This is a genomic window from Enterobacter cloacae complex sp. P16RS2 (genome assembly GCF_014982155.1).
In the GTDB taxonomy this organism is placed as follows: domain Bacteria; phylum Pseudomonadota; class Gammaproteobacteria; order Enterobacterales; family Enterobacteriaceae; genus Enterobacter; species Enterobacter cloacae_M.
Window position 1 is genome coordinate 1 of the sequence record NZ_JADCKW010000046.1, and the last position, 21,825, is coordinate 21,825.

At 54.2% G+C, this 21,825-nt stretch carries 29 protein-coding genes and 1 pseudogene; 28 read left to right on the top strand and 2 right to left on the bottom strand.

The window, feature by feature from the left end:
• Positions 1-429: 429 nt before the first annotated feature.
• Both INF68_RS21565 and INF68_RS21570 read left to right on the top strand, forming a co-directional pair.
• Complete coding sequence (locus tag INF68_RS21565) at positions 430-723, top strand: hypothetical protein (RefSeq protein ID WP_032663725.1); 294 nt, start codon at positions 430-432, stop codon at positions 721-723.
• A 16-nt stretch (positions 724-739) separates the two neighbouring features.
• On the top strand, positions 740-1,561 hold the full coding sequence (locus INF68_RS21570; RefSeq protein WP_063922948.1) for a DUF932 domain-containing protein: 822 nt from the start codon (positions 740-742) through the stop codon (positions 1,559-1,561).
• Positions 1,562-1,588: 27 nt separating this feature from the next.
• Here the strand turns inward: INF68_RS21570 and INF68_RS21575 are convergent, their stop codons facing one another.
• Positions 1,589-2,128, bottom strand: a complete 540-nt coding sequence (locus INF68_RS21575) for a lytic transglycosylase domain-containing protein (protein ID WP_063922946.1) — start codon at positions 2,126-2,128, stop codon at positions 1,589-1,591.
• 644 nt (positions 2,129-2,772) lie between these two features.
• Between INF68_RS21575 and INF68_RS21580 the strand changes: the two genes are divergently transcribed.
• Complete coding sequence (locus INF68_RS21580) at positions 2,773-3,159, top strand: relaxosome protein TraM (protein WP_032663732.1); 387 nt, start codon at positions 2,773-2,775, stop codon at positions 3,157-3,159.
• Between the two features lie 38 nt (positions 3,160-3,197).
• Here INF68_RS21580 and INF68_RS21585 read toward each other — a convergent pair whose 3' ends face one another.
• On the bottom strand, positions 3,198-3,839 hold the full coding sequence (locus INF68_RS21585) for an Arc family DNA-binding protein (RefSeq protein ID WP_063854610.1): 642 nt from the start codon (positions 3,837-3,839) through the stop codon (positions 3,198-3,200).
• A gap of 196 nt (positions 3,840-4,035) precedes the next feature.
• On the opposite strand from INF68_RS21585, the gene INF68_RS21590 reads away from it, so the two are divergent.
• The 25 genes and pseudogenes from INF68_RS21590 (at position 4,036) to trbB (ending at position 21,819) form a co-directional block, all read left to right on the top strand.
• Positions 4,036-4,389 carry a type IV conjugative transfer system pilin TraA gene (locus INF68_RS21590; protein WP_032645467.1) on the top strand — a complete coding sequence of 118 codons (354 nt, stop codon included), beginning with the start codon at positions 4,036-4,038 and terminating at the stop codon, positions 4,387-4,389.
• Positions 4,390-4,392: 3 nt separating this feature from the next.
• Positions 4,393-4,695 (top strand): type IV conjugative transfer system protein TraL, encoded by a 303-nt coding sequence (traL, locus tag INF68_RS21595; protein ID WP_023338040.1) that lies wholly within the window; start codon positions 4,393-4,395, stop codon positions 4,693-4,695.
• A gap of 6 nt (positions 4,696-4,701) precedes the next feature.
• On the top strand, positions 4,702-5,283 hold the full coding sequence (locus INF68_RS21600) for a TraE/TraK family type IV conjugative transfer system protein (protein ID WP_045895669.1): 582 nt from the start codon (positions 4,702-4,704) through the stop codon (positions 5,281-5,283).
• An 11-nt stretch (positions 5,284-5,294) separates the two neighbouring features.
• The gene (gene traK / locus INF68_RS21605; RefSeq protein WP_063854609.1) at positions 5,295-6,035 is read left to right on the top strand and encodes a type-F conjugative transfer system secretin TraK; all 741 of its coding nucleotides are present in this window, start codon (positions 5,295-5,297) and stop codon (positions 6,033-6,035) included.
• Positions 6,036-6,037: 2 nt separating this feature from the next.
• Entirely contained in the window at positions 6,038-7,441 is a 1,404-nt protein-coding gene (gene traB / locus INF68_RS21610; protein ID WP_063854613.1) for an F-type conjugal transfer pilus assembly protein TraB, read from the top strand.
• A gap of 95 nt (positions 7,442-7,536) precedes the next feature.
• Positions 7,537-8,001, top strand: a complete 465-nt coding sequence (locus INF68_RS21615; RefSeq protein WP_063854608.1) for a hypothetical protein — start codon at positions 7,537-7,539, stop codon at positions 7,999-8,001.
• Between the two features lie 130 nt (positions 8,002-8,131).
• Positions 8,132-8,936 (top strand): annotated as a pseudogene (locus INF68_RS21620) (prohibitin family protein).
• Positions 8,937-8,997: 61 nt separating this feature from the next.
• Positions 8,998-9,393 carry a hypothetical protein gene (locus INF68_RS21625; protein ID WP_063854607.1) on the top strand — a complete coding sequence of 132 codons (396 nt, stop codon included), beginning with the start codon at positions 8,998-9,000 and terminating at the stop codon, positions 9,391-9,393.
• 58 nt (positions 9,394-9,451) lie between these two features.
• Positions 9,452-10,006: a type IV conjugative transfer system lipoprotein TraV gene (gene traV / locus INF68_RS21630; RefSeq protein WP_063854606.1), complete on the top strand. Its 555-nt coding sequence runs from the start codon at positions 9,452-9,454 to the stop codon at positions 10,004-10,006.
• Complete coding sequence (locus INF68_RS21635) at positions 10,003-10,257, top strand: hypothetical protein (protein WP_045895664.1); 255 nt, start codon at positions 10,003-10,005, stop codon at positions 10,255-10,257. The genes traV and INF68_RS21635 overlap by 4 nt, the downstream gene beginning before the upstream one ends.
• Positions 10,254-12,863 carry a type IV secretion system protein TraC gene (gene traC, locus INF68_RS21640; protein ID WP_063854605.1) on the top strand — a complete coding sequence of 870 codons (2,610 nt, stop codon included), beginning with the start codon at positions 10,254-10,256 and terminating at the stop codon, positions 12,861-12,863. The genes INF68_RS21635 and traC overlap by 4 nt, the downstream gene beginning before the upstream one ends.
• The gene (gene trbI, locus INF68_RS21645; RefSeq protein WP_063854604.1) at positions 12,860-13,273 is read left to right on the top strand and encodes a type-F conjugative transfer system protein TrbI; all 414 of its coding nucleotides are present in this window, start codon (positions 12,860-12,862) and stop codon (positions 13,271-13,273) included. Before traC ends, trbI begins: the two co-directional genes overlap by 4 nt.
• Positions 13,270-13,905, top strand: coding sequence for a type-F conjugative transfer system protein TraW (gene traW, locus INF68_RS21650; RefSeq protein WP_063854603.1), 636 nt, complete (start codon positions 13,270-13,272; stop codon positions 13,903-13,905). Before trbI ends, traW begins: the two co-directional genes overlap by 4 nt.
• Complete coding sequence (locus tag INF68_RS21655) at positions 13,902-14,294, top strand: hypothetical protein (RefSeq protein WP_063854602.1); 393 nt, start codon at positions 13,902-13,904, stop codon at positions 14,292-14,294. Before traW ends, INF68_RS21655 begins: the two co-directional genes overlap by 4 nt.
• On the top strand, positions 14,285-14,563 hold the full coding sequence (locus INF68_RS21660; RefSeq protein ID WP_063854601.1) for a hypothetical protein: 279 nt from the start codon (positions 14,285-14,287) through the stop codon (positions 14,561-14,563). Before INF68_RS21655 ends, INF68_RS21660 begins: the two co-directional genes overlap by 10 nt.
• Positions 14,554-15,564, top strand: coding sequence for a hypothetical protein (locus INF68_RS21665; RefSeq protein ID WP_063854600.1), 1,011 nt, complete (start codon positions 14,554-14,556; stop codon positions 15,562-15,564). The genes INF68_RS21660 and INF68_RS21665 overlap by 10 nt, the downstream gene beginning before the upstream one ends.
• A 103-nt stretch (positions 15,565-15,667) precedes the next feature.
• The gene (locus INF68_RS21670) at positions 15,668-15,883 is read left to right on the top strand and encodes a hypothetical protein (protein ID WP_039265180.1); all 216 of its coding nucleotides are present in this window, start codon (positions 15,668-15,670) and stop codon (positions 15,881-15,883) included.
• Between the two features lie 55 nt (positions 15,884-15,938).
• Complete coding sequence (locus tag INF68_RS21675; protein ID WP_063854599.1) at positions 15,939-16,262, top strand: hypothetical protein; 324 nt, start codon at positions 15,939-15,941, stop codon at positions 16,260-16,262.
• Positions 16,259-17,257 carry a conjugal transfer pilus assembly protein TraU gene (gene traU / locus INF68_RS21680; protein ID WP_032656090.1) on the top strand — a complete coding sequence of 333 codons (999 nt, stop codon included), beginning with the start codon at positions 16,259-16,261 and terminating at the stop codon, positions 17,255-17,257. The genes INF68_RS21675 and traU overlap by 4 nt, the downstream gene beginning before the upstream one ends.
• Before the next feature lie 10 nt (positions 17,258-17,267).
• Complete coding sequence (gene trbC, locus INF68_RS21685; protein ID WP_063854598.1) at positions 17,268-17,891, top strand: type-F conjugative transfer system pilin assembly protein TrbC; 624 nt, start codon at positions 17,268-17,270, stop codon at positions 17,889-17,891.
• Positions 17,888-19,747 (top strand): type-F conjugative transfer system mating-pair stabilization protein TraN, encoded by a 1,860-nt coding sequence (traN, locus tag INF68_RS21690; protein WP_193525445.1) that lies wholly within the window; start codon positions 17,888-17,890, stop codon positions 19,745-19,747. Before trbC ends, traN begins: the two co-directional genes overlap by 4 nt.
• Positions 19,744-20,526, top strand: a complete 783-nt coding sequence (traF, locus tag INF68_RS21695) for a type-F conjugative transfer system pilin assembly protein TraF (protein ID WP_029403812.1) — start codon at positions 19,744-19,746, stop codon at positions 20,524-20,526. The genes traN and traF overlap by 4 nt, the downstream gene beginning before the upstream one ends.
• Before the next feature lie 9 nt (positions 20,527-20,535).
• Positions 20,536-21,003: a hypothetical protein gene (locus INF68_RS21700; RefSeq protein ID WP_063154488.1), complete on the top strand. Its 468-nt coding sequence runs from the start codon at positions 20,536-20,538 to the stop codon at positions 21,001-21,003.
• Positions 21,000-21,218, top strand: coding sequence for a hypothetical protein (locus INF68_RS21705; RefSeq protein WP_063154486.1), 219 nt, complete (start codon positions 21,000-21,002; stop codon positions 21,216-21,218). Before INF68_RS21700 ends, INF68_RS21705 begins: the two co-directional genes overlap by 4 nt.
• Positions 21,208-21,819, top strand: a complete 612-nt coding sequence (gene trbB / locus INF68_RS21710) for an F-type conjugal transfer protein TrbB (RefSeq protein WP_063854596.1) — start codon at positions 21,208-21,210, stop codon at positions 21,817-21,819. The genes INF68_RS21705 and trbB overlap by 11 nt, the downstream gene beginning before the upstream one ends.
• Positions 21,820-21,825: the final 6 nt, after the last annotated feature.

Below are 21,825 nucleotides of genomic sequence, written 5' to 3' on the forward strand. Positions count from 1 at the left end.
CCCCACTCCGCCAGGGCGGCTGCTGCGCACCCGCCGGGCTCCGCCGAACCCCTTCGGGTTTCGGGCTGACGCTAGGGTCTGATGGCGAAGGTCAAAGGCTGCGGCTTCTCCGGCCGTGCCGTCCGGAACGCCTTCACCGCGCCGGCTGATGCCGTCGCTTTAATGGCGCCACGCCGTTCCGCCGTGTCGGGTGTGTGCATCCTGTTCCCCCGGTGAAGCCATCCCCCGTGCGTCCTCACGCGGAGGGCTTGTCGTAGCACCGTCAGTTCGTCATCCGAAGGGTGAAATGCACTCCGCCAAAACTTTTTGCGTGCCGCAAAAACTTTCGTCTCCGCCCTTCTCCTGCCGCCCTGCCGTTGCTCCTTTGCCCTTTGCCGCGAGAGAACTCACCAGGGAGATGGACAACCATCACCACAGGAGAAAACCAGGATGCACACACGAAACGTCAACGTCAAAACCGCCGCTCAAGAATCTACCGGAAGATGTGATTCAAACCTCACCATGTCCCAGTTCATGGATCTGTTTTGCTGGGTCCTGGCAGCATCGGAAGGGGAGCCACAACCGGCAATTTTTACGCCGCCAGAGAATGCCACTGAGCTGACGTTAATTAATGACGAATGCCCGGATTATATCTCTGTCTGGGTTGCAGATGGTCGCCCGGTGGCAGCTGCAATGCCGCTGGATAATTTTCACCGCGTTATTCCTTCATCACTTACTAAATAATCAGGAGTAAATAAAAATGGTCAGTTTAGCAAGCCGCTATCGTATGCCTACCTCGATCCGCAAAGACCGTCCGTTGACGAATGAGGAATTACAGCTCATCGTTCCGAGCGCGTTTTCATCGGATAAACACGATTCACGCTCTGAACGCTATACATATATCCCGACCATAAACATACTTGATCGTTTACGTGATGAAGGTTTTCAGCCGTATTATGCAACGCAGTCACGTACACGTGACCAGGATAAACGCGACTTTACAAAGCATATGCTTCGCCTGCGTCGTCATGACCAGATTAACGGAAAAGAAGTACCGGAAATTATTCTGCTGAATAGCCATGATGGTTCAAGCAGCTATAAAATGATCCCCGGTATGTTCCGTCAGGTTTGCAGTAATGGTCTGGTTGCATGGAAGGATTTTGGTGAAATCCGCGTACCCCACAAAGGAGATATTGTCGGGCAGGTTATCGAAGGCGCTTACACGGTGATGAAAACATTTGACGCGGTTGATGAGAATATTGATCTCATGAAAAGTATTCAGCTCACTTTGCCTGAGCAACGCCTTTTTGGTGCGACTGCTCTGGAACTTAAGTACGATGGAAAACCAGCTCCGATTACACCGGAGCAAATTATTAACCCTCGCCGTGTTCTCGACAGAGGCCAGGATTTATGGACCACGTTTAACGTGGTGCAGGAAAATGTGATCCGTGGGGGGATTCGTGGCAGAACGGAAAAAGGGAAGATGACCAGAACGCGGGAAGTCACCGGAATAGATGGTGACATAAAATTAAATCAGGTTCTCTGGAAAATGGCTGAGGAGTTTGCAAAGCTGAAGGCCTGAAAATTAAGCCGCTCAACAGAGCGGCTTTTACTGTCCGCTGTTAAGCGATGCTGTTTCTGTAGTTTTTATCTGATGCTCCTTTCCCACAGCTGGCGTGAGACGTTCAGAAAGTAATTTTTTTCTGGCCAGTAATACGCGATATATATTTTTGATATCCTGTGCATAGGCCTTGCGCTGCGCAATGAGCTTTTTGCTCGGCCCCGTATTATAAATCCCCACGCTGTCCCAGTTTTTTCCGTATGACCTGAAGTTGTGCGCCAGTACCCATGCACCCGTATAGACGCAGATACATGGATCATTCAACAGGCGCTCACGGGTAATATTGAAGTTTTTAAGTTTACCGTAATGGGAACTGTTCACCTGCATACCACAGACATCTTCCGTTCCATTCCTGTTTGATCCATTTATAGCATCCGGTACCAGATGGCTCTCTTTAATCGAAATTGACATAAGCAGTAGTGGATCAATTTGATAATCTTTCCCGGCCTGATCAAAGCACATCTGCGGAGTTGCGACAGCAGATAGCGAAAGAGTCAGCAAAGCAGCAGGCAGTAACGATATTTTCATGGTTTGGCCTTTTAGCGAAATAAACGGGCCCTGGAGAGGCGCTTTAAAAAATACCCCGGCGGATCGTCGTAATCAAGTAAATTCACTACAAACGCGCGTGAACGCTTTCCTGATGGGATTTTACATCTGTCCGAAATAAACATGTCAGAGCAGTAGGCGGTATTAACATGCCGCTCTTTACTAACCCTTTAAAACATCACACCCCACGCAAGACTTCGTCTTGCAGATATTTCCTTTAATTTCAATTGATTGAATGTGCCGACTTTTCGAGATGTTAAAGTGTATGCTCTTAATGTGTGTTGATTAACACACATTACAGTGCCTTTACCCCACACACAGCAGTGCTTATTTAGGCACTGCTGTGTGTGTTAATCAAGCACTGCTCAGTGTGGGGATTGTGTGTACATAATAAATAGAGTAACTTAAAACGAAGCAGTGCCTAATCAGCACACTTGATGGTGCCGGATTAACACACATAATAGTGCCGGATTAGCACACTCCACGGTGCTGGATTAGCACACACCCAGGCAAGGTATTCATACTGAAATTCAATAGCTTGCCACAGGAACTAAACACATATGGTCACCACAGAACTCAATTGCAGTGCCGCATTAGGCACTGCATGAAATTCACGAGAAAATACCATGCCAAGAAAAAACATCTACTTCAAAGACAAAATCGACCGTGAGATACAGGATATTCTGGAAATAGAACTTCAGAAGGGCGCCACAACCTCAGATATGAATTATTCGTCCATTGTGAACGAACTAGTCAGACTGGGACTCATGGTGTATAAATCGAAAGAAGAAGGCAACTCTTTCGACCTTGAAGGTTTCAGGCGGGACCTCATTAAAAAAGTATCAGGGTCACGTGAAGGCATTATGATTCTAACCGCCCTGATTTCCGATATCTTCGTAATGCTCAAAGGACCAGACTCCGGACTGAAACTTGAAGAACTTATAAACACGAACATTAGTGCAATTAATGATGCAGAAGATAAAGCTGAAAAGGACCATTTCCTCACAGAGTAAATCAGCACAACTGGCCGGAAAGCTCCGGCCAGAATCGATCACTGAGACGGCTTTTCATCCCACGGGAGGTCACTTTTTTCCACCTCCCTTATTTTTTCCTTCAGAAACACCTCGAATTCCATACAGAGAATTTTAAGCGCCTGCGCATCCTCGCTCTGTTCAAGCAACCTTTCCGTAAAATAACCCAGAGTATTCATCAGACGGGTAAGCATTTCATCATTCAGACTACGGTTATGCACCTTCGCCATTGCTCTGATTTCATCCGCAAGATTCTCAGGAATACGCATGCTATATCCGATTGTTTTTCCTGGAAGCAAAACCCTTTCACCCTCACGCCACATCCATAATTGCTCCTGTTTTGGCGGAGTTTTTACTTCACTCACGGCATCAACGGATTCACTATCAAGTAATTGCCCTAGCCATTCTTCAAATCTCACCGCCAGTGCAATAAGCCGCTCACCCTCCGCAGTTTTAATGACAGGTTTCCCAGGCTGATAATTCAGCGACAACAAAAGCCTGGCAATAATTTCCTCATTCACACTTCTGTTGCCAGCCCTGGCACATATTCTCAGCTCCATAAGCAGATTATCCGGAGCACGCAATCGCCACTCCACCGCTTCACCTGGCTGGAACTTGCGAGGACGGCCGCGACCATCCCACATTTTCTCTTTTACTTTCATAGCTATAGATCCCGGAGGCCATTTCCGAACATTCTGGTCAACAAAGCCTACTCACTTACATATTCAGATAAATCTGAATGATTCCAAAAAATGTGACATGCGTCACAGTTTTTTTTTTTTAGGGTCATGGGACAATTGCGCCCGCGTAAACAAGCACTTACGCGAATCACTTTTGTTTACTTCGGAGAAAACAAACATGTTAACCAAAGGCAGTGCCCTTAACGTCGGTAAGGGATGGGCGGTAGCGTCTTTATTCCGCAAAGCACGCGAAAATCGCAAAGCTAAATTTTACTTAAAGTCAGCAGGCGCTTTTTTAATTGCACTCATGGTCACTCACCCGGCATTCGCATCTGGTACTGACCTTCTTTCCTCACAGAACACCACGGTTAATTCCACCTTCGGTTCCGGCTCCTCACTGGTTAAATGGTTCTACATCGCCGAAATCATCATGGGCCTGTTTATTTACATTAAGGCCCGCTCACCACTGGTGTTCGTCGGTATCGTTATGGCAATCATCTTTACCCGTGTCGCCTTCGGCATCGCGAGCTAAATGATGAATGGGGAAGGAGATAAATATAACTTCCCGGAAACAATGAACCAGCAGGACCGCTATTTAGGCTTACCGATTGACGAATTAATTGTTACCGCACCCCTTTTAGTTTTGGGGGTGCTTAACAATCTGTCACTTGAACTTGGTGTAATCGCGGGAATCCTCTGGTTTATCGTCAGATATCTGAAAAAAGGGCAGGGGTCATACTGGTTACTTAATTTCTGTTACTGGCACCTGCCATCACTTTTATTCAAAGTAACCTTTCGCCAGATACCTGATTCAAGTTTCCGGCACTGGAGGGCATAGTTTTTCATGAAACTGAATATTAAAGGAGAGCGCGATAAACAACTCCGCTATGCGTTTATTGGTCTTTCAGCTTTAACTTTAGTCATGGGCGTTGGGAATGTTCTGACAGGGTCACTCGCATGGTATTTCGCCACAACCCAGAAAACCATCACCACGCCATTAACGTTTAACCGCCCATTTGCATCAGATTCTAAAAGTGTTGATGCCACCGGCCTGACACAGTTCGCCGCTTCCTTTATTTACTGGCGACTGAACGTTACTCCGGAAAACATCGAACATAACCAGAAAATGATTCTTGGATTTGTCCCCTCCGCCGAACGGGACGTACTCAAGAAAGCCCTGGACATAGAAACTGAGCGCATTCAGAAAGCGGGCATCACCACTCAGTTCGACACGAAAGAAATTCGCGTCATGAATGATGGCTCCGTGCAGTACAGCGGGGTACTGAAATCCTCCACCACAAACGGCGCAATCATCACGCCACTGAAAGACCAGGAAAAAACCTACCGACTGAAACTGAGCTATGACAACGGTGTGATTAACCTCCACAGCTTTGAAGAACTCAAGCCGGTATCTCCCACTAACTGACAGGACTGCCCATGAAATTTCGCATTTCACCGGCAGCTGCTGCTGTGTTTCTGGCAGCGGGATTATTTACAAGCGGCCTTCGGGCCGCTTCCGCACCCGCAGCCATTCCGTTTGAGAACGACGCCGCCTTTAACGTCACCCTCAGCAACACCAACCCGAGCAAGGTTGTTGTAGACGGAGAACTCATTACCAGCATCAGCGGACCAACCGGTGCGTATGACCAGAGCCAGACCGAGGACGGAGCGCTCATTCTGTCTCCGCTCGTCGGCCAGAACTTCACCCTGTTTATCCAGACTGACCACGGTTCATCGCTGAGCCTGAACGTCAGACCGCAGCCGGGTAACGGCAAAACACTGCGCTTCACCCCGATGTCACCACCACTTCGCAAGAGCGACGATGCGAAGGCATGGGAAGAAGGGCAGACCTATGAAAAAACGCTGGTTGCGCTATCCCGCGCCGTAGTCAATGGTCAGGTGCCGGACGACTACCGGGAATACCCGGTCAGCCGCATGCCGGCTTACTCACCCGCCAGTGATGTACGCCTGACGCCTGAACGCCAGTTCGTAGGCAACCACCTTCGCGTGGTTCGCTTCCGGATGAGCAACCCGGGCAGCATCACCCGCAGCCTCCGCGAGCGCGATTTCTGGCGCAAGGGCGTCCGGGCCGTAATGCTGTCACAGAATCAGCTCTACGCTGGCGGTGAGGGGTATGCCTGGATTGTGTTTTCAGATGACGGAGGCACCCGCCCATGACCATCAGCCTGAATGAAAACCTGAAAACCCGCCGCAAGCAGCTGGCCATCCTGGCCGCCGTCATCATTGGCGGCGCAGCTGCAGCAGGCGGCGTAATGTGGTACGGGCAATACCAGCAAAAACAAAAGCAACCCGCACCAGCTGCAACACCAAACCTGACCGGCGTGGTGACCGCGACGTTTAACGAGCAGGTCAACGATGCCGCACTGACGCAGCAGCAGGCAAAGACCTCCGCTCTTGAGCAAAACCTTGCCACGCTTGCCCAGCAGTTCGCGCAGAACAAGCTCACCACCGAGCAAAAGCTGGCCGAAAAGGACGCTGAAATTCAGCGCCTGAACGACCAGCTTACGAAAGCCCCCGGCAGCAACGTGACCACTGGCCAGCAGACACCACCTGCAGGTCCGAACGGAACACCACTCCCCGGTCCCGTTGCTGCCGGTCAGGCCCGACCACCCGAATACAATGTGACCCCCGCAGGTGCACCGGCCGCCACTGGTGTGAATATGGGGCAGGGCGCAGCGTTCTACCCGGGCGGCTCCGGCCAGCGCATGACAGGCGGTCTGTCGACAACAAAGTTCAGCTACGACAGCCTGAAGAAAAAGCCAACTAAATTGCCCTGGATTCCTTCTGGCTCATTCTCTGATGCCGTCCTGATTGAAGGGGCCGACGCGAACGCCAGCGTCACCGGTCAGCAGAATACCAGCCCTGTAACCATCCGCCTGCAGGGCAACATTCAGATGCCCAACAACAAGGAGTTCAACGCTGACGGCTGCTTTATTGTGGGTGAGATGTGGGGCGATATCTCCAGCGAGCGCGGAAACGTCCGCACCCAGTCCATCAGCTGCATCCTGAAAAATGGCAAGCACGTGGACATGGAGTTTCAGGGGCATGTCAGCTTCCAGGGTAAAGGCGGCATTCGCGGCAAGCCCGTTATGCGAAACGGCATGATTGTCGGTTACGCCGGCGCAGCAGGCCTGCTGTCAGGCTTTGGCGAAGGCATCAAATCTGCCGCCACGCCATCCGTCGGCCTCGGTGCAACAGCGGAGGTCGGTGCCGGTGACGTGTTTAAGCAGGGTATAGGAGGCGGGGCCAGCAAGGCGGCCGACACGCTGAGCCAGTACTGGATTAAGCGCGCCGAGCAGTACCATCCGGTAATTGATATCGGTGCCGGCAACCAGGTCACAGTCGTGTTCCAGAAGGGTTTCCGCCTTGAAACCATCGAGGACGCCGAGGACGCTAAAGCGAAAGAGGAACTACAGAAAGCCGGCAACGCCGCGCAGAACGCCGTGACTCCTCAACCGGCGAGCCAGACCACTGCATCCAGTACCACCTCAGTCGGCAACATCAACCCGGATGACGTTCTCCGTCAGGCCAGTCAGCTGCGCCTTGGTGACACCATCAATTGATGAGGAAATGCAGATGTCTGCTCGTAAAACAACAGCACAGGGAGGCGGTTACAACGGACCTGACATCCAAAGCGGCAGCAAAAAGGATAAACGTAATGCGTGGCGAAGAGCGTAATAACAGCCTGCTCAGGAGCATGCGGATACATATTGCTGAATGGGAGGCGGGACGCGCCACTCCGGAAGGAAGCCGGTTCATGTTTATCTGGCTTGTCATGTACCTTGGGACCGCGTGGCCGGCTCTCGCGTACTGCCAGCCACTTTTGGCGCTGGGTTTTCTGGTTATCTGGTTCTTTCCGAGTCAATGGATATGCAGGCGAATTGTCCCCCGCTACAACGAAAGCTGGGCGGAGGTATTCGACAGGAAGCTTTCTGATTATGAACCCTTGAATTTGCCCGCCTGGGAACACCTTAAGCACCAGGCCGAAACGGAGGGGCTGACGGTCAGCATTGTCAGCAACTGGTATCAGGAGGAAGCGAGGTCCGTCTGGCCAGAAAAGAAACCAGACCTGAAGTTTCTCCATAAAACTACTGACCGTCGCGGGAAAACGGGAGAGGAGTGAAACGTAATACGGCAATCCCCCTAATCACCCCACCTCCCGCATCAAAACTGAAATCAATATCAATGGTGGCTATATGAGATACACAACCGATTCAGAAATAGGTCTTAACCCTCGCGGGCTTTTCCTCATCATGGGGGGAGCTATCGTCATCGCCAGCCTGCTTATTGCCTGGCTCTCATTTTACAGTATTAACGAAGGTGAAAGGGGAGTGCTGCTGCGAAACGGGCGTATTGTTAAAGTCGCTCAGCCCGGCCTGGGACTGAAATGGCCGATCATCGAAAGCGTGGAGAAAATAACCGTAAGGTATGAGCGCCTACAGCTTCGATCAGCAACCCGCAAAAATGACCGTATCCGTGAACTTCCATGTTCTGCCGACCGAAGTGGAACGCGTCTACAGTGGTTATCAGACGGTTGAGAACATGAAAACGCGGCTGATTGCCCGGCAGATACCTACACAGCTGGAAAACGTTTTTGGACGATATACCGCAATAAGCGCGGTTCAGGACAGAGCGAAGCTGGTACAGGATATGCAGGCCGCGCTGCGGAAAAGTGTTGATGGACCGGTGGTGATTGATACCGTACAGATTGAAAACATCGACTTCTCGCCGGCGTATGAGAAATCCATTGAAGACAGAATGAAAGCAGAGGTGGCCATTGCCACACGGACGCAGAACCTCCAGACAGAGAAAATTCAGGCTCAGATAGCGGTCACTCAGGCTCAGGCCCAGGCTGACAGTAAACTGGCGGCAGCAAAGGCAGAAGCTGAATCAATACGCCTTCGCGGAGCCGCAGAAGCTGAATCCATACGCCAGCGCGGCTATGCACTTCGGGATAATCCCGGCCTGGTCAGTCTGACGACGGCTGAACGCTGGGATGGAAAGCTTCCGGCATCAATGATCCCCGGAGGTACCGTACCTTTCCTTTCGGTGAAGTAACCTCTGACAGCCTCTAATTGTTCACCATCACAACCCTGTAATTCATTTCACTGGAGTGTCTATGTCTGCAATTAGGGCACGTTCTTCATTACTAAAAACCCTGCACAACTATCGCTATTTCCTCATTCCAGCACTGGTATTCACTATCGAACTGACACTGTGGGCAGTGCTCAATCTTAAAGGCGTGGGTGATATGGGCTGGGTCTCCTGGCGAGTGTCCCTGCTATTAAGCGTGTTCCTCGTATGCTTTAGCGGCTCTGCCTTTAACAAACGCGATGACTGGTACTTTATATATGGTTCAGTCGTTCCGTGGGGAGGAATGCTGATAGGGACCATTGTTTATGGCTTCATCCAGATGAACCTGAACTTCCTGACGCTGGACATGTTTTATGCCGGCGTGTTTTGTAGCCTTGCTGTGCAGTTGCTTTTCACTGTGATTCAGTGCAGCTGCAAATAATCGAAATTGAGTATTACCCCTCCCTGAATACCCCTTAAATTAAAACCGGAGTTACCCCATGAAAAATCTACTGGGTGCTGCACTGCTGTGCAGCGCACTGACCGGCTGCGCCGGTCTCAATTCTGATTTCGACTGCAACAAGACTGCGACCGACCAGTGCCTGACTACCGCCGAGGCCAACAAACTGGCCGCTCAGGGTAAAAGTCTGGATGACCTGACGGCAGAGAAAACCGCAAAAAAGCCTGCGGGTGAAACCCTGCCGGCACTGCGCAATTCAGCACCGGTCGTGAATCCCTTCCGTCCTGTCTCCGCCGCAGCAACCGGAACCACTGCCGCTAAGCCTGTTGCACCGCGCCCTCTGACCACTGCGCCGGCGAAATCGTCTGGCTCGCTGGTCACGCCGCTGACCACGTCCAGTCATGCGACCCCTGTGCCGGTTAACACTGCGGGCCGCGTTCCGGTTCAGCGTATTCCTGACGCCACGCAGCGCCTGTGGATTGCACCCTGGGTGGACACGGACGACAACTTTCATCAGCCGGCTGTGGTCGAGTTCGTGAAAAACAAATCCCACTGGGATGAGAGCTACCGCGTCATCGGGGAGGGAGGGGAATGAGCAGCCACTACATTTCCGGCATGAACGGCGTCGATCATCTGGCGAAATCGTTAGTCCATTCACGGAAAGGAACGACGCAAATCACCGCCACACAGTCAGTCGACACCGACGACGAAACGCTGGCCGTTCTGAGCGTGAGCTGTGACTGGCAGATTAAAACGGCCGGTGATGCCTCGCACTCCGGCCAGATGAACGAAGAGAAGCTGCGTCGCCTGGAGTTAATCCGGGCCGCTGCGGAGGGCCGAAAATGAGTTTTGTCGACAGCCTGATGGATATGCTGAAAAACGGGAAAGAGGAAGACGGCGCAGCAACGGCCCGCAACAACCTTTCCCAGACCTGGGACTATCCGTCCCTGGTTGCTGCGCTGCCTTACCGGTATTACGACGACAAAAATGAAATTTTCGTCAATGCCGGCTCTGCGGGCTTCATTATGGAAGCCGCGCCGCTTCCCGGCGCGAACGAACAGGTGATGGCCGCGCTCGATGACATGCTGCGTAAGAAGCTGCCCCGCCAGACCCCTGTGACCGTCATTATGCTGGCCAGCAAGTGTGTCGGGGAACGTATCGATCGCGGCGTGAGTAACGACATGTGGAAAGGGGGGATGGCCGATCACCTCAATAAAATTACCCGCGCGTTCTGGCAGCGTTCCGCGCTGCACGGCCTGGCCAACGAACGGGAATACCCGCTCTACCTGCGTAACTACCGTATCTTTATTGTCTACGGTCAGCCCATTAAGCGCGCTTCCCAGGTTCAGCGGGTGATGGATGACCTGATTCAGATACGTAATACCATCCGCGTCTCACTGGGAGCCGCGCGCATCGACAGCATGAATACCGATGTGCACGCTTTCCTGTCTGCGGTACGCGAGCAGATGAACTACCGTCAGGAACAGGTGCTGACGTCCTCCGGGGACTACAACGAGGATGAGAAGCTTAACCGCCAGGTGGTTGATCCCGGGATTGACCTGAAGGTGCATCCATCGCATATCCGGATGGAGCTGCCGGAAACCATTGACGCGCGCGGGACACGTCTTCCGGCATCGTCATGCCGCATCATCAACATGCAGCTTGCTAAAAACCCGCGTCGATTCGCACTCTGGCAGGGGGCTGACAATCTGCAAAACCTGCGCTTTCCCGATCTCGGGATACCCTGTCCCTTTATGTTGACCTGGACGACGGCGCTGGAAGAACAGACCAAAAGCCAGAGCGAGGCTTTCCGTAAAGACCAGGACCTCTCGAAAAAAGCCAACTCAGCCTACGCTGCACTGTTCCCCAACACCAAAAAGGCTGCAGAGGAATGGCGGCGCACCCGGGAGCAGCTGCACAGCAATGAAATCGCGCTCTGCAATACCTACTTCAACCTGACCCTGTTCGCCCCGGATAACAATACCGAGGCACAGAAGTGTGAACTGGCCGCCGTCAACGTGTTCCGTAAGAACGAGCTGGAAATGGTGACGATACAGTACCAGCAGATGCGTAACTGGCTGGCCAGCTTCCCGTTCGTCATGCAGGAAGGGATGTGGGAAGACCTGAAGATGACGGGGGCAACGCTGCGCTCCAAGTCATGGAACGCGGTGAGCCTGATGCCGGTCGTCGCCGAGCGCCAGCTGTCCAACGTGGGTATGCCATTGCCCACCTACCGGAACCAGGTTGCGTTCTACGACATGTTTGGTGAGGAGAACGGCAGTACCAACTTTAATATCGCCGTCACCGGCACGTCCGGGGCAGGTAAATCCTTCCTGACGCAGGGCATCCTTCGCGATGTACTGAATGCCGGGGGGTACGCCTGGGTTATCGACATGGGGGACAGCTACAAGAACTACTGTCACCAGGCCGGCGGGGTTTATCTCGATGGCTCTAAACTGCGCTTTAACCCGTTCGCCAACGTTAAGGACATTAATCATTCAGCGGAAGGGATTGTGCGCCTGCTGACGGTGCTCGCCAGTCCGACGCAGCCGCTGGATGGCGTCTGTGAAGCGATCCTGCAGAAAGCGGTAATGGATGCGTGGGAGAAGAAGGCAAATAAAGCCCGTATCGACGACGTTCATAATTACCTGACCAATGAGGATGTGAACCAGGCGTTTTCAGACAAGCCGACCATCATCGCGCGCCTTGCTGAGCTGGCCATGCTGCTCGATACCTACTGCACCTGGGGGCCTGACGGCGAATACTTCAACGCCGATGCCCCGACGCTCGATGGTGAAACCCGCTTCGCGGTGCTGGAACTGCTGAGCCTGGAAGACAAGCCGAAGCTGCTCTCGTCCATCCTGTTCTCGCTCATTCTGGCGATACAGGAAAAGATGTACCACAGCCCGCGCGACCTCAAAAAAGTCTGCATCATCGACGAGGCCTGGCGCCTGCTGGGTGGCTCCAACCCACATGCGGCAAGGTTCATCGAAACCGGCTACCGTACCGTGCGTCGTCACCGTGGCGCGTTTATCACCATCACCCAGGGCATTAAGGACTTCAGCGCCAGTAAGGAAGCGGAAGCCGCCTGGAACAACAGCTCCACCAAAATCACCCTCTTGCAGGATGCGAAGGCGTTTAAACAGTACCTTGCCGATAACCCGGATCAGTTCTCGGACATGGAAAAAGAAGTTATCCGTGGCTTCCAGCCTGCCCTGCAGACCGGCTACAGCTCCCTGCTGATAAATGCCGGTGAATACAGCTCCTTCCATCGCCTGTTCGTCGATCCCGTGACGCGTGCCATGTTCAGCTCGCGCGGCGAGGACTTTGCTTTCATGCAGAAAGCGCAGAAAGAAGCGGGGGCAACTGCGGAAGAAGCGGCGTATATGCTGGCGGAGAAAAAATACGGCAGTGAACTTCGTGAACTTGAAGAGTGGGTGAAAGCAGCATGAGTGAACAACAAAACAAGCCGTATAACGGCGACACCGTCCGCGATGGTGTAACGATCGCCAGCAAAACATCCCGCTGGGTTAAGGCCGGCATGCTGGGGCTGGCGGGACTTCTGGTTATGACAGGCGTGGCATACGTGACGGCGAAAGTCGTCACTCCTGAGGTGGTGGTCTTCGACATGAAGGGGACGGTGGACCTCTTCATGCAGCAGTCCGCTCAGCTGCAGCTCGATGAAAACCGGGCTAAAGCGATGACCCAGCAGTTCAACGCGGCGCTGACCGGCAGCCTGGATGCATGGCAGTCCTCACACAACGCCATCGTTCTGGTGAAGCCGGCGGTGATGAGCCCGCAGCGCGATATCACGAATGAAATTCGTGCTGATATTGCCCGACGCATCCAGGGGGGCCAGTGAAAAAACGACTGCAGCTGACGGTCATGATGCTGCTGATGCTCTCCGCCGGCAGCGGGGCGAAGGATCTCGGTACATGGGGCAACGTCTTCGCGCCTGCAGAGCAGGACATGCTGGCGTTTATCCAGAATCGACTGAAGGGAATGGAGCAGACGGGCGAGCTGGACCGCCTTCGCAAAGAGGCAACGGAAAGAGTGAAGGAGCATGCGGTACGTCCGACGCCGGTGGAAGGGCTCACGAAAGCGAAGGAATACCGCAGCTTTGCCTGGGACCCGACATTTACCGTGAAGGAAACGATCACTGACATGCAGGGCAACGTGATCGCCCGCAAGGGCGATACGGTCAATCCTCTGGATAAGGTGCCTTTCAGCCAGGTGCTCTTTTTTATCGACGGCGATGATAAGGAGCAGGTGAACTGGATCCGACAGCAGCTCGCCGGCCAGACCAGCGTGAAGGTCATCCTGGTGAACGGCAACATCAAAGAAACCAGTGATGCGCTGAATGAACGTATCTACTTCGACCAGTCTGGCGTACTGACCCGTAAATTCGGTTTTGAACACATCCCCGCGCGGATATCGCGCGACGGCCACGTGATGAAAGTGGAAGAAATTCCGGTATCAGGAGCGAAAAAATGAGTGCAACAACGTTAGGGGACCTGTTTCCCGAAATGCGTCAGGCGGTCCCGTCCCATCGGCGTTACGCCAGAAAACCGCGTAAACCCGCTGAGACAGCTCCGCGCCAGGGAACAGCAGAACGGCTGAAGACGCTGTACCCCGAAATTGACTCCTGGCATCCGGTCCTGGTGACCAAAGCCTGGCTCCACTGGTGTGAGCAGAACCAGCAGGACAGCAGGGAGCCATCGAAACGTGATGAACGTTTTCCCGACTACATCATTCACCTCTTACTGGAGAACATGCGGGCCGAGGACAGCGCGAAACGTAAAAAAGGCCCGACGCTGTCACTTTCCGAGCGTCTCGACAGGTTGTTTGCAGGCGAAGGGCAGGAGAACGCCGAATGTCACTGATACACAATAACTCTGTGTCACCTGCGTCTCAGCACATGACAGGCCACAATGCTGATACCAGGGGCTGCGACGAAACCGTGAATCAACTCTGTCAGCTGTACCCTGAAATCGCTTCATGGCAACCGGCGCTGATCGCCGGTGCCTGGCACAAGTGGTGCGCTGAGAACCAGCTTCAGCCGATAGCGCCGGACGAACGTGATGAGGCGTTTCCACTGTACCTCGTCAGGCTAATCCGGAACCGAATGGAGGAGATGAACGCATGGCGTTAATCAGCTGCTTCACCAGCCCTCAGGGGCTGCAGGGGATGCTCACCTGTTTGCGTGATACTGAGGGCATGACCGGTATTCTGGTCGTCGTTGCGCTACTCGCTGGCTGGATTGTTGTTCAGCATCTTGCAGATGCACGCCGAGAACGCCGTGCGCGGGAGAGCAGACCGGGAATACCCGTCCCTCTGGCGCAATTTGGCGGTGCCCGACATGCCGAAGCGGTTCACGCCTTTGCTAACCGGGAATGCTATCAGGTGATGCTGGCTGAGCTGGAGAAAGGTCTGACTGAAGCCGGTTACCTACTGACGCGTGATAAATCACAGCGCTGGATATTGCCAGAGGCAGACCGGCATAAGCTCAGCCGCCGGGTTTTCCGGGCGCGTCTGCTGGAGATGACGCCGAGAGTGACTGAGCAGCAGGTAAAAGACAGTGAAGACGCGGCGGTGAACGATGGCTATGCCGGCATGTGGCTTAGTGTGTTGATTCGCGGAAGTGAAAGTGCAGGGTGGTACATCACAAAACCGGTGCCTGAATTTGTCCCGACGAACTTTCCGTTAAAACAGGTCACCATAACTGTCAGTGCAAAACAGTCTGTCCTTACGCGGGATGTCGTCAGAATCATCAACGATGTGGCTGAAAAAGTGAAAAAACAGCGTTCATTTCCTGAAACACCGGAACGTATTGCAGGAAAGGTAATTAACAGTGAACTGTGTTATGGGGCCGATCAGAGACAGGTAAAGGTGGCGCCAGGCTGGTTTAGTTCACCGTCTGGAAATGATGTTCCTGACGATATCGCTGAAGGCCAATTCCCTCCGGCGGGGATGTCAGAATACCGGCATTTCATTGTCCGGGCGCAGGCAGGAAGGTTTTATACCCCGGCTGCACTTGCCTTCTATATTGATGAAGCTGGTCGCAGGATAGAACAGGGGGAATCCAGCGGAGCAAGCTACAAAGATGACAGCGGCTACGCTTTCGCCGTGACGCCTGCAAAAAACACGCCCTGATACAACCGCGCTGCCCTTCAGGATGTTCGGTGCTCACTGCGTTGCGCTCCGCCTCAGCCTGAATGTCATCCCGGTTTCCGATTAACCCCGACCAGGTAACGCCATGAAAAAAGACCCTGATACTGAAAAGGGCCAGAATGTTACAGCCGTTCGTCATGATGAAAAATCGGCTTTACGGCTTAAGGCCATTCTTGCAGAAAATCCCCTTTATTATCCCTCAATAGTGTTAAGAGCTGGCTTACTGGCTCTTGAGGATATGTCCAAAGACCAGCGGCTGGCATTCATCATGAAGGCGGCCGACAAAACCAAAAACCATTAATCCTGTTTTAAGCCCTCCCGCCGTCCGGTGGCTGCGGCACTCCCGGAGATACCCCATGACTCACCCTGAATCTGTCAGGCCGGTGACGGTTACCCGTGACCGCAATGGCTTCTGGACGCACCCTCATTATTTTGTACCTGCCAGTGATGAGGCCACACAGACTGAATTCGGCGACTGGATGCGCCAGCACAATCTGATCTGTGCCACCCGCTGGATGGAAAACGACGCGCCTCCCCAGGTGATCGCTGACTGGGAAAAGGGAAAACAAAACATCAGTGACTGGCTTCCTTCCGCGCCAGAGGGGGAGGGCTGGTTCATTGGCTCCATTCATGACACTGAGGACGGCCCGATCTGTGTATGGCTGCGGGAGGTGAAATGAAGCGTTTCTCATGGCTTGCCGGCGTGATGCTGGTCCTGCTGTCCTGGATGCCAGCTCAGGCAACGGCCGCAGCCAGCAACGCGGGTGATGGCCGCTGGGTTAACCCGATAAGCGATGTCTGCTGGAAGTGTCTGTTTCCGATGACGCTCGGCAATATTCAGCTGGCAGCCGGTCCACAAAAGGATACCAACAACCCGGCTTCGCCGATCCAGATTTGTCCATATGGTGTGTTTTATCGTATCGGTCTGGCCATCGGGTTCTGGGAGCCAATGGCGATGGTGGACGTAACCCGTGAGCCTGGGGTCATGGTCAACATGGGCGGCTTTAAAATCGATCTCGGACGAACGGGAACGGGAACCGCAGGGCAGAGTGACCGGCCCGCTGCTGGCACGTTCTACCATGTTCACTGGTACAAATACCCACTGATTTTCTGGCTGAACATCATCACCAGCCTGGGGTGTCTGCAGACCGGCGACATGGATATTGCCTATCTCTCCGAAGTTGATCCTCTCTGGAATGACAGCACCCTATCGATGCTAATTAACCCCGAGGCAGCGCTGTTCGGCAACCTGATCGCTCAGGGGGCCTGTGCTGCTGACGCAGCTGCATCATCAGCTGGCCTTCCTCTGTCGCCGCTGTTCTGGTGCGCAGGTAGTCAGGGTTCTATCTACCCGCTAACAGGCTTTACCAGCGGTGAGTTTTCTCCGCTCGAGGCCTCTCTGCTGGTCGGAGAGCGAATGGCCTTCAAGATGCATCGTGAGGGGCTGGTATGGAACTCTGTGGGCGCGGACGTCGCCGTATGTAACCAGTATCCATCCCCGATCATCCCGAAAGAGCGATGGCGATACCAGATGGTGAACATGTACCCCGAACCGGGCAACTGCCATCCCTTCGGGGCCAGCACGCAGCTCTGGGGCACAACGCATAACTCTCCATCCTCCAAAAAGAACTTCGGCTACCTCTTCTGGCGCAAACGTAACTGCGTATTCCTTTAAGGACATGACAATGAAAAACGCTTATCTCCGGGCGCTGACGATCAGCGTCATGATTGCTTTCGCGCCGCTGGCCCTGGCGAGCGCCCAGACGGATATCTCCGTCTCCGACCATAACTGGATCAAAGGTCAGCAGGATGCGCTGGCAGCGATGAAGGAAGACCTGCAGGGGCATCCGGCGGCCGCACCCGTCTTACCGCAGCAGCAACTGGACCTGATTAACCGCCTGCAGGGCGATATCGCAGCCCAGACCAACAAGATGGGGGAAAAAGACACGTTCCCGGCTATTTACTTTGTGAGCCTCGGTATTCCACGTGAAGGTCTGCTGCCCATGCTGAAGGATGCCCGCCGTTACAACATTCCGCCAACGCTGCGCGGCCTGGTTAATAACGACATGCGACAGACCGCGGCGGCAATGTTTGAGCTGAGTAAGGAGGACAAGGACGCCGGCGTGCAAATCGATCCAACGTTGTTCACTCAGTACAACATCACCACGGTACCCGCCCTGGTGGTGACCTGCCCAGGCCGCTATGACGTAATCAGGGGAAGTCTGCCCCTGCAGCAGGCTCTCGAAAAAGTAGCTGAAAGTGGTGATTGTGCGGCAACGGCACGCCATCTTCTGGAGGCCGGAAAATGAAAAAACTACTTTCAACGGTGCTGATGTTGTTTCCGCTTCTGGCTGGCGCAGCTGATCCTGCCTTTGAGGCGGGAGCGAGCTTTGGCAAGGGCAATGCTTCCGCCGGGACGGGAGCCCTGAAAAATCCGGATACCGTCACGGGGGCAATACCAGGCTATACCGCTAACCCACCGGAGAAAGGGTATTACGGCGGCGTGGATGGTGGTGACGGTGGGCTCGCCAACAAAGGGCAGGCCGCTCTGCAGGGCAATGACGCAGCGCAGTCGGTTATCAACGCCGGAAAAACGAACCCGACGCCCGTCATAGACCCGAACGCACCTTTCATCACTATCGGTAAAAATGCGGAAGCTGGCGCTGACGGTGTGCTAAACGGGACCGCGAACCAGTGTAAGGAGGTGACGGTATCGAAAACCACCTTTGAAAATTACACCTGCGATAAGGATGTGGCCTCAGTGGAAGCCTGTTCAAGAACGGCAACACCTGGCGGACATACTTCCACCACGACAGTGCAGAAAACTTTCACACTGACGGCGGCCAATGGCGATGTTGTTTTTACGAATAACGGTACTTCCTTAAGTTTTAGTTTTAAAGCGCCGGCATCAGGACCGGTGATCAGCGCGCATTTTTACTGGGCGGATCGCGATGTCAATGCCGGGAAAATCTCCTGGTGGGGCGTCAGTCAGACGATTGTCGGAAAAGCCTTTAACTGGGAAATGCCGGGCGCTCCGGGGACACCGTTGTCGCAGGGAGGCTCGTTACCTGCCGGTTCCTATCAAAGCACCGGATGTGTTAGCGGAAAGCAGGATGTTTGTAGAAAACATATCCGGGAGCAGATAGCTGACTTTCAGTCAGGCGCGTCAGGCTTCACGCTCGTGCTCGTTATGAATGCAGTCGAGACTACTTTTGTCCCGGAAGTGAACTGGTCCTCATCCTGTGGCCTGGATATGTCGAAGGCGAAAAAAAACACGTCAACCTGCACCTCTCCGGGAGGAAATAAAACCATTGTTAACAACGGTCAGAGCTATAACGTTTACAGCGACTGCTGGCAGTACACCGATAACTATGTCGTGCCGTCAGACTCCACCGGAACCTGCGGAACGCTGATGACGAACCCCTCCTGTACGGCGGCAGGCAACACCTGCACTGAATCGACCGACGGGCAGTGTACCCATATGAGCTACACCTACCAGTGTCAGACCACGCATCAGTCGGACGGCCTGGTCTGCGGCGGCGACTACATCTGTAAGTCAGGCGAGTGTGACGACACCAATGGTGCCGGAAGCAGCGGTTTTGATACGGCCGTGGCCAAACTGGCAGGACTTGCCTCGGCGGCTGAAGACGCAAAAGACGCCAGCAGTACCATTGAGGTCAAAGCCTTCACGGGGAAAGCCATGCGCTGCCGTAAAGCCTTTGCTGGTTTCTCTAACTGCTGCAAAGACTCTGGCTGGGGACAAAGCGCTGGACTGGCCGCATGTGATGACGAAGAAAAAGCAATCGGCAAGGCTAAAGCCAAAAAAATCACCGTCAGCGTGGGCGAGCGGTGCGATCGCCAGGTGCTGGGTGCCTGCATCCAGAAAAGTCAGGTTTACTGCGTCTTTGACGGCAAGCTTGCCCGCATCATTCAGGAGCAGGGACGTCGCGACCAGCTGGGCGTGAAGTTCGGCAGCGGTGATAGTCCAAACTGCCGGGGGATCACGGTCCCGGAGCTGCAGCGTATCGACTTCGACAAAATCAACTTCTCTGACTTCTACGAGGATTTGATGAAGAACCAGAAAATCCCCGATACCAGCACGCAGGTCCAGCAGATTAAGGAGCGCATCGCCGCGCAGGTGAATCAGCAGGGAGGTGGCAAATGAACCGTGTCCTCTGTGGCCTGCTCATGGTGCTGGCGAGCCATACGGTGCTGGCCGAGGAGATTGTGACGCCGGCAGAGCCGTTCACCGGCTGGTCCTGGTACAACGAGCCGAAAAAGCCGCCGGAGCAGTCCAGAAAGCCACAACAGCCTGCACCGCAGGCCATTCCGGATCTCAGCAAAATGTCCCCGATGGAGCAGGCCCGGGTACTGAAAGGATACACCCAGGAGGCGCTTAACCGCGCGATTCTGTTCCCGTCGAGGGAAAACACGGCGACGTTCCTGCGCTGGCAGAAGTTCTGGACAGATCGGGCATCGATGTTCAGTCAGTCCTTTGCGGCGGCGCAGCTGAGCCACCCGGACCTCGACTACAACCTGGAGTATCCGCACTACAACAGCATGGCGCCGTTTATGCAGACCCGCGACCAGCAGACGCGGCAGAGCGCCGTGGAGCAGCTGGCGCAGCAGTACGGTTTGTTCTACTTCTACCGGGGCAGTGACCCGATTGACGTGCAGATGGCGGGCGTGGTGGCGGACTTTGCGAAAACCAACGGTATTTCGCTTATCCCGGTATCGGTTGATGGCCAGGTGGCAGCCTCCCTGCCGCAGAGCCGTCCGGATACGGGCCAGTCCCGGTCGATGAATATTACGCACTTCCCGGCGCTCTACCTTGTTGACCCCCGGAGCAAGAATTACCGCGCGCTGTCATACGGCTTCATGACGCAGGATGACCTGTCTAAGCGCTTCCTGAACGTGGCCACCGGCTTTAAACCCAATTCCTGAGAGTCTCTTATGACAAAGATGCTTTTACCCCTCATCCGTGATGCAGGGCGTTTCGCCCTGTACACCTTTGTCTTCGGCCCCGCGCTGTTGCTGTACGGTATTGTGATAGCCATCTCGCTGGAAGGCTCGCTGGCGGGACAGTTTGTGAAAGAGGCGCAAACGCTAACCGAAGGCGCGCCCGCCGGAAAGGTGATGCAGTGCGTTACGCATCATGAAGCGGCACCACAACCCCGGCTACCTGAGCCCGGCGAGGACGCAAGTCCCCCTCCTTATGAGTTCCCGCCGGTACAGTTTTGCCATCGTGAACCGGTTAACAGCGAGCTGTGGATAAAGCCGATGAATGCAACGCTCCTCAACCTCTGGCTGATGGGCGCGCTGTTCGGCGCGGCTGTGGCTTTTCTGGCTCATCTTTATATTCATCGTTCCACCACCTCACGGCAGATGCCGGGGGTATGGCAAAAGGAGACACACGAATGAAACCCGCTATTCTCGCAGGACTGATTTTCTGGGGCACGATGGCGCGCGTACTGAGCGAGCTGATGACCTGGTCCGTGGAGCATACACAGCAGGGGCTCTTATGGCTGTGCAATGGAATGTGGGCTGGTGCGGCTGGCATGGTGGTTTATGCCGTATATCGCTGGTTCCGTTACGAAAGAGGGCAGGCGCATAAGGAAGCCGATCATGAACATTAAAACCGGACTCACTGCGCTACTGTTATCCCTGCCCCTGCTGGCGAATGCCGGTGCGCGAGAGGAGTTAATGGCGCTTGAAGCAACAAAAACGGCCTCATCTGCAGACGCTGCAGCCATCACCGCTTCCACCATTCCTGTACCCGCGCAAGCCAGCCTGATGGCGCTGCCGGACGGACGTCGGGCTAACATGAAAGATTATGCTGTGGTGCTCTTTATGCAGGCGCACTGCCAGTACAGCGCTAAGTTTGACCCGCTGCTGAAGGGCTGGGCCGATGAGCATGATATCAGGGTGTATCCGTACACCCTTGACGGCGGCGGGGACGTCTCTTACCCGACCCCGATGATCCCACGTAAGACGGACCTTAAATCTCCCATCGCAGACGAGATTGTCACCTTCTTCGGAAACGGGTTACCAATAGCGACACCGACGGCCTTTATGGTCAACGTCAACACCCTGAAAGCTTATCCACTCACCCAGGGCGTGATGGACATCCCGGCACTTGAGAGCCGTATGGCCAGCCTGATTCAGGCTGACATGGATAACGTCGATCCAAAAATGCTGCCGCCTATGCCGGCAAGCGCGCAGGTCACCCCTCAGTAATACAAA

Bases quoted from the DNA above. Each gene is read 5' to 3' on its own strand.
- INF68_RS21565 (WP_032663725.1), top strand. From the start codon at position 430: ATGCACACACGAAACGTCAACGTCAAAACCGCCGCTCAAGAATCTACC.
- INF68_RS21570 (WP_063922948.1), top strand. From the start codon at position 740: ATGGTCAGTTTAGCAAGCCGCTATCGTATGCCTACCTCGATCCGCAAA.
- INF68_RS21575 (WP_063922946.1), bottom strand. From the start codon at position 2,128: ATGAAAATATCGTTACTGCCTGCTGCTTTGCTGACTCTTTCGCTATCT.
- INF68_RS21580 (WP_032663732.1), top strand. From the start codon at position 2,773: ATGCCAAGAAAAAACATCTACTTCAAAGACAAAATCGACCGTGAGATA.
- INF68_RS21585 (WP_063854610.1), bottom strand. From the start codon at position 3,839: ATGAAAGTAAAAGAGAAAATGTGGGATGGTCGCGGCCGTCCTCGCAAG.
- INF68_RS21590 (WP_032645467.1), top strand. From the start codon at position 4,036: ATGTTAACCAAAGGCAGTGCCCTTAACGTCGGTAAGGGATGGGCGGTA.
- traL (WP_023338040.1), top strand. From the start codon at position 4,393: ATGAATGGGGAAGGAGATAAATATAACTTCCCGGAAACAATGAACCAG.
- INF68_RS21600 (WP_045895669.1), top strand. From the start codon at position 4,702: ATGAAACTGAATATTAAAGGAGAGCGCGATAAACAACTCCGCTATGCG.
- traK (WP_063854609.1), top strand. From the start codon at position 5,295: ATGAAATTTCGCATTTCACCGGCAGCTGCTGCTGTGTTTCTGGCAGCG.
- INF68_RS21615 (WP_063854608.1), top strand. From the start codon at position 7,537: ATGCGTGGCGAAGAGCGTAATAACAGCCTGCTCAGGAGCATGCGGATA.
- INF68_RS21625 (WP_063854607.1), top strand. From the start codon at position 8,998: ATGTCTGCAATTAGGGCACGTTCTTCATTACTAAAAACCCTGCACAAC.
- traV (WP_063854606.1), top strand. From the start codon at position 9,452: ATGAAAAATCTACTGGGTGCTGCACTGCTGTGCAGCGCACTGACCGGC.
- INF68_RS21635 (WP_045895664.1), top strand. From the start codon at position 10,003: ATGAGCAGCCACTACATTTCCGGCATGAACGGCGTCGATCATCTGGCG.
- traC (WP_063854605.1), top strand. From the start codon at position 10,254: ATGAGTTTTGTCGACAGCCTGATGGATATGCTGAAAAACGGGAAAGAG.
- trbI (WP_063854604.1), top strand. From the start codon at position 12,860: ATGAGTGAACAACAAAACAAGCCGTATAACGGCGACACCGTCCGCGAT.
- INF68_RS21655 (WP_063854602.1), top strand. From the start codon at position 13,902: ATGAGTGCAACAACGTTAGGGGACCTGTTTCCCGAAATGCGTCAGGCG.
- INF68_RS21660 (WP_063854601.1), top strand. From the start codon at position 14,285: ATGTCACTGATACACAATAACTCTGTGTCACCTGCGTCTCAGCACATG.
- INF68_RS21665 (WP_063854600.1), top strand. From the start codon at position 14,554: ATGGCGTTAATCAGCTGCTTCACCAGCCCTCAGGGGCTGCAGGGGATG.
- INF68_RS21670 (WP_039265180.1), top strand. From the start codon at position 15,668: ATGAAAAAAGACCCTGATACTGAAAAGGGCCAGAATGTTACAGCCGTT.
- INF68_RS21675 (WP_063854599.1), top strand. From the start codon at position 15,939: ATGACTCACCCTGAATCTGTCAGGCCGGTGACGGTTACCCGTGACCGC.
- traU (WP_032656090.1), top strand. From the start codon at position 16,259: ATGAAGCGTTTCTCATGGCTTGCCGGCGTGATGCTGGTCCTGCTGTCC.
- trbC (WP_063854598.1), top strand. From the start codon at position 17,268: ATGAAAAACGCTTATCTCCGGGCGCTGACGATCAGCGTCATGATTGCT.
- traN (WP_193525445.1), top strand. From the start codon at position 17,888: ATGAAAAAACTACTTTCAACGGTGCTGATGTTGTTTCCGCTTCTGGCT.
- traF (WP_029403812.1), top strand. From the start codon at position 19,744: ATGAACCGTGTCCTCTGTGGCCTGCTCATGGTGCTGGCGAGCCATACG.
- INF68_RS21700 (WP_063154488.1), top strand. From the start codon at position 20,536: ATGACAAAGATGCTTTTACCCCTCATCCGTGATGCAGGGCGTTTCGCC.
- INF68_RS21705 (WP_063154486.1), top strand. From the start codon at position 21,000: ATGAAACCCGCTATTCTCGCAGGACTGATTTTCTGGGGCACGATGGCG.
- trbB (WP_063854596.1), top strand. From the start codon at position 21,208: ATGAACATTAAAACCGGACTCACTGCGCTACTGTTATCCCTGCCCCTG.